General features: G+C 64.6%; 5 protein-coding genes. 1 reads left to right on the plus strand and 4 read right to left on the minus strand.

The window, feature by feature from the left end; all coding sequences use genetic code 11:
- The coding region (locus EN969_RS12465) for a MaoC/PaaZ C-terminal domain-containing protein (RefSeq protein WP_127419152.1) at positions 1–418 on the plus strand (418 nt) is incomplete at its 5' end.
- Positions 419–432: 14 nt separating this feature from the next.
- On the opposite strand, the gene EN969_RS12470 is transcribed toward EN969_RS12465, so the two are convergent.
- The 4 genes from EN969_RS12470 to EN969_RS12485 are packed head-to-tail and all read right to left on the minus strand — an operon-like array spanning position 433 to position 4,290.
- The gene (locus tag EN969_RS12470; protein WP_013533032.1) at positions 433–1,230 is read right to left on the minus strand and encodes an ABC transporter permease subunit; all 798 of its coding nucleotides are present in this window, start codon (positions 1,228–1,230) and stop codon (positions 433–435) included.
- Between the two features lie 3 nt (positions 1,231–1,233).
- The gene (locus EN969_RS12475; RefSeq protein ID WP_063167537.1) at positions 1,234–2,091 is read right to left on the minus strand and encodes a 2-aminoethylphosphonate ABC transporter permease subunit; all 858 of its coding nucleotides are present in this window, start codon (positions 2,089–2,091) and stop codon (positions 1,234–1,236) included.
- Positions 2,084–3,229, minus strand: coding sequence for an ATP-binding cassette domain-containing protein (locus EN969_RS12480; protein WP_024502486.1), 1,146 nt, complete (start codon positions 3,227–3,229; stop codon positions 2,084–2,086). The genes EN969_RS12475 and EN969_RS12480 overlap by 8 nt, the downstream gene beginning before the upstream one ends.
- A gap of 29 nt (positions 3,230–3,258) precedes the next feature.
- Positions 3,259–4,290 carry a 2-aminoethylphosphonate ABC transporter substrate-binding protein gene (locus EN969_RS12485; RefSeq protein WP_063167536.1) on the minus strand — a complete coding sequence of 344 codons (1,032 nt, stop codon included), beginning with the start codon at positions 4,288–4,290 and terminating at the stop codon, positions 3,259–3,261.
- Between the last annotated feature and the right edge of the window lie 69 nt (positions 4,291–4,359).

Genomic DNA, 4,359 nt, shown 5'->3' on the forward strand with positions numbered 1-4,359 from the left:
TGGCGCGTCGCGCCTAACAAGCGGCCGCACCATCACCGAGACCGACTTCATCGTCCATGCCGGCCACACCGGCGATTTCTTTCCGCACCACATGGACGCCGAGTACATGAAGACGACGCCATTCGGCCAGCGCATCGCGCATGGCACGCTGGTGTTCTCCGTCGGCATCGGGCTGACCGCGAGCGTCGTTAACCCTGTCGCCTTTTCCTACGGCTACGACCGGCTGCGCTTCATCAAGCCGGTGTTCATCGGCGACACAATCCGCACGCGCACCACCATCGCGGTCAAGGAAGACGATCCCAAGCGGCCGGGTTCAGGACGGGTGATCGAGCGGTGCGAGGTGATCAACCAGCGCGGCGACGTGGTGCTGGCGGCAGACCACATCTACATCGTCGAACGCAGGCCGGCGCAGGGCTGAGACTCGGGAAAGTCCTACGAGCCGGTAGCGCGCTTGGTAATGCGCTCCAGCCCGAGCAAGAGAACCAGCGTCGCCACGACCAGGATCATTGTCAGTGCCGCACCGGCAAAGATGTCGCCGCGATCGGTAAGGCTGAAGATCGAGACCGGCAGCGTCACCCAACCCGGCGGGTAGACCATGACGGTGGCGCCGAGTTCCCCCATCGACAGCGCGAAACTGAGACCGAAGGCGGCAACCAGATAGGGTGCGAGCAAGGGCAGTGTGACGTGCCAAAGCCGGTAGGCCGGGCGAGCGCCGAGGCTCGATGCCACCTGCTCGAAGTCGGGCGAAAGCCGCGCCAGTCCAGCCGAGACATTGCCGAAGGTGAAAGCCGAGATCAGCACGAAATGCGCGATCATGACGATCGCGATCGTGCCGTTGAGCAGCAGCGGCGGATGGCTGAAGGCAACCAGCAGGCCAAGGCCGACAGACACCGAAGGGACCGCGCTTGGGATGAAGAACAAAAGGCCGAGCAGCCGCCGCAAGGCATGGCCCTGGAGGCGCAGCGACAGGGCCGCCCAGGTGCCGCTGACCAGCGCCAGCGCGCTGGCCAGGAAGCCGGTGACCAGGCTGGCCTTGACCGCTCTGCCGGCGGCACCGGAAATGACATCGGTGTAGTGCTCCGTCGTCAGGCCGTTGGGCAGCACGCCGTTCCACTGGTCGGCGAGGCTGGACAGGAGGATGACCGCGAGCGGCGCCAGGAACAGCACGCCGAAGATCAGTGCGAAGAGCACCCACAGGACAAGACGACCGGAGCGTGACCAGACCAGCATGGGCTAGGCTCCCAACCGGCCGGCGGCGAAACGGTAGAGGCCAAACAGGCCGAGCGACAGCGCGATGTTGACGACGGCGATGATACAGGCGACCTGATAGGCCGATTCCTGGATCGCCTTGCCATAGATCAGCAGCGGCAGGGTGATGACGCCCTTGGCGCCGATGAACAGCACGATGCCGAATTCGTTGACAGTCAACAACAGGCAGAGGCTGCCGCCGGCGATGAGTGCCGGGATTGCCGCCGGCAGGATCACCTGGCGAACGATGCGAAACGGCCGCGCGCCGAGCACGCTCGCCGCTTCGATCTGGCCACGGTCGACCAGCGAAAAGGCGGCGAGCAGCGGCCGCAGGATGAAGGGTGTGTAGACAGTGACCTCGGCCAGGATCACACCCCACGCGGAATAGAGGAAATCGACGGGCGGCAGCGGCAGCGAAAAGGTCTCCATCAGCCCGGCATTGAGCATGCCGGCGGAGCCATAGAGGAAGGTGAAGGCAAGCGTCACCAGGAATGTCGGCAGCGCGATGAAGGTATCGATCAGCCGGGCGATGAAGCCGCTGCCGGGGAACGGCACGAAGGCCAGAATCAGCGCCAGCACGAGGCCGACGACCAGACATCCGGCCGTCGCCGCGACCGAGATCGACACCGTGTTGATCAGCGCGTTGAGGAAGAAGCGCGAATGCAGCACGCGGATGACTTCGGCGACATTGGCGACGCCACTGTCGTCGAGGAAGGCCTGGCGGGCAATCAGTGCCAACGGATAGAAGAACAGCAGCGCCAGCAGGGCCGCCGGTGGCACTATCCACAATTTACCCGACGAGAGCTTCATCGCCGGCGCAGGGATGGCGACCGCCTCAGACACCGGCGTCTTCCGGGAGAAGCGAGGTGTCGGCGGGCGCGAAGAACAGCGGCACCTTGGCGCCGGGTTCGGGCAAGGCGATCGGCAGCCTGGTCGCCGAGACACGCACCGGCGTGCCGTCGACGTCGAGCACGAGATGGGTCAGTTCGCCCTGCCAGTGCACTTCCTGGAGCGTGCCCACGATGCGGTTGGTATGGTCGCTGTCGGCGGTCAGGCTGAGATGCTGCGGCCTGATACAGAGCAGGCTCTTGTCGCCGGCCTTCTCGTTGCGGCCGGCGCCGGTCAGCAGCGCGTCACCATGCCTTGCCGTGGCAAATCCCTTCGACCCGACGGCCTCGGCAACCGTTACCGGAAGAAGATTGGCGCGGCCGAGGAACTCGGCCGTAAAACGGTTTGGCGGGCGGCGGTAGAGTTCGGTCGTCGGTCCATGCGAACAGACCCTGCCGTCGCGCATGATGGCGATCTTGTCGGCAAGCGTCAGTGCCTCGGTCTGGTCGTGGGTGACATAGAGGATCGTGAGGCCGGGCAGGCTGCGGTGCAGCCGGGCAATCTCCTCGACCATGTTGCGGCGGATCTGGGCGTCGAGCGCCGAGAGCGGCTCGTCGAGCAGGAGCACGCGCGGCCGCACGGCCAAGGCACGCGCAATCGCCACGCGCTGCTGCTGGCCGCCCGAAAGCTCGCGCGGATAGCGCCGGGCATAGGCCGACATGCCGACAGTGCCCAGCGCATCCTTGATCCGCTCACCGATCAGCGCCTTGTCGGCGCCCTGTGCTCTGAGGCCGAAGGCAACGTTGTCCTCGACCCGCATATGCGGAAACAGCGCGTAGTTCTGCACCACCATGCCAAGGCCGCGCTCGTAGGGCGGCAGATCGGTCACATCGGTGGCGCCGATGCGGATCCGCCCGCTGGCGGGTCGCACGAAGCCGGCCACGGCGCGCAAGGCCGTCGTCTTGCCGGAGCCGGATGGGCCGATCATCGCCAGGATCTCGCCAGGTGCGATATCCAGGGTCAGCGGATGCAGGACGACATGCGCGCCATAGGCAACGCTGACCTTGTCGAAATGGACATTGGAGCCGGCGCCGCGAACCTTCGCGGCGTCGATGTCCATGACACTGGTACCAGTAAACGCTGCGGCCGACATGGCGTGGTCCTCCGGGTTTCCCTTGCGGATCAACTTCCGGTCGCTTCGTTCCAGCGCTTGACATAATCGGGTAGCTTGCTCAGCGCGTCGTCCCAGTTCGGCGACCAGATGGTCACGCCTTTCATCGCCTCCTGCGCCTTGGCGAAGTTGGCGTCATCCGGCTTGACGTCCTTGCGAGCCGGCATGCCGAGCGCAACGGAACTGATGCTCGACTGGGCTTCCTTGGAGAGCAGGAAGTCGATCAGTTTCTTGCCGTTGTCTGCGTTGGGTGCGCCGGTGACCAGGCCGATTTCATAGGGCAGCGCGAAGGTGGAGCGCACACCGTCAGGTCCAGCCGGCCAGAACACCTTGATATTGGGATTGTCGGCCATCTGCGACATGTTCATCTGCAGATCGCCATTGGCAACATGCAGCTCACCCTTGTTGACCAGCGCGGTCAGCTTGCCGGTCGAAGCGGAGGGGCCGACATTGTTGTCCTGCAGCTTCTTCATGAACTCGAAGCCGGCATCCTCGCTGCCGAAGGCGTGGATGATCTGCAGCATGACGGCGGTGCCGTCACCGGCCTGGCCGGGGGTAGAATACTGGATCTTGCCCTTGAACTTCGGGTCGAGCAGGTCGTTGTAGGCCTTTGGCGCTTCCGGCAGGACGGCACTGTTGTAGATGAAGTTCATATAGTTGTTGACCAGCGGCCGGTACTTGTCTGTGCCGCCATCGATCTGGTCGGCGGCTTCCGGCTTGTAGTCCTGCAGCAGGCCGTCAGCCGCGGCCCGCTGCACGAAGGGCGGCAAGGTCACCAGCACGTCGGCCTGCGGATTCGACTTTTCCTTGGCGACACGCTCGACGACGCCGCCGGAACCTGCCTCGATATACTGCACGGTGATGCCGGTGGCCTTGGTGAAGGCGGCGAATTCGGTCTCGAACCAGCTGCCATTGCCGTCATGCAGGCCGTCGGCGGAATAGATGGTGACGACGCCGTCGGCGAGTGCCGGTCCGACAAGAGCCGACGACGCCAACAGCGACGCGGCGAAGGCCGTAGCTATGGTTGCCTTTTGCGATTTCATGCTCAGTTCCCCTGTGATTGATGGCACATTCTGCGATGCACTGTGACGATCTCGCCTGTAGGCCGGAGC

Origin of the sequence: Mesorhizobium sp. M7A.F.Ca.CA.003.01.2.1 (genome assembly GCF_003998945.1) — a bacterium.
Lineage (GTDB): Bacteria > Pseudomonadota > Alphaproteobacteria > Rhizobiales > Rhizobiaceae > Mesorhizobium > Mesorhizobium ciceri.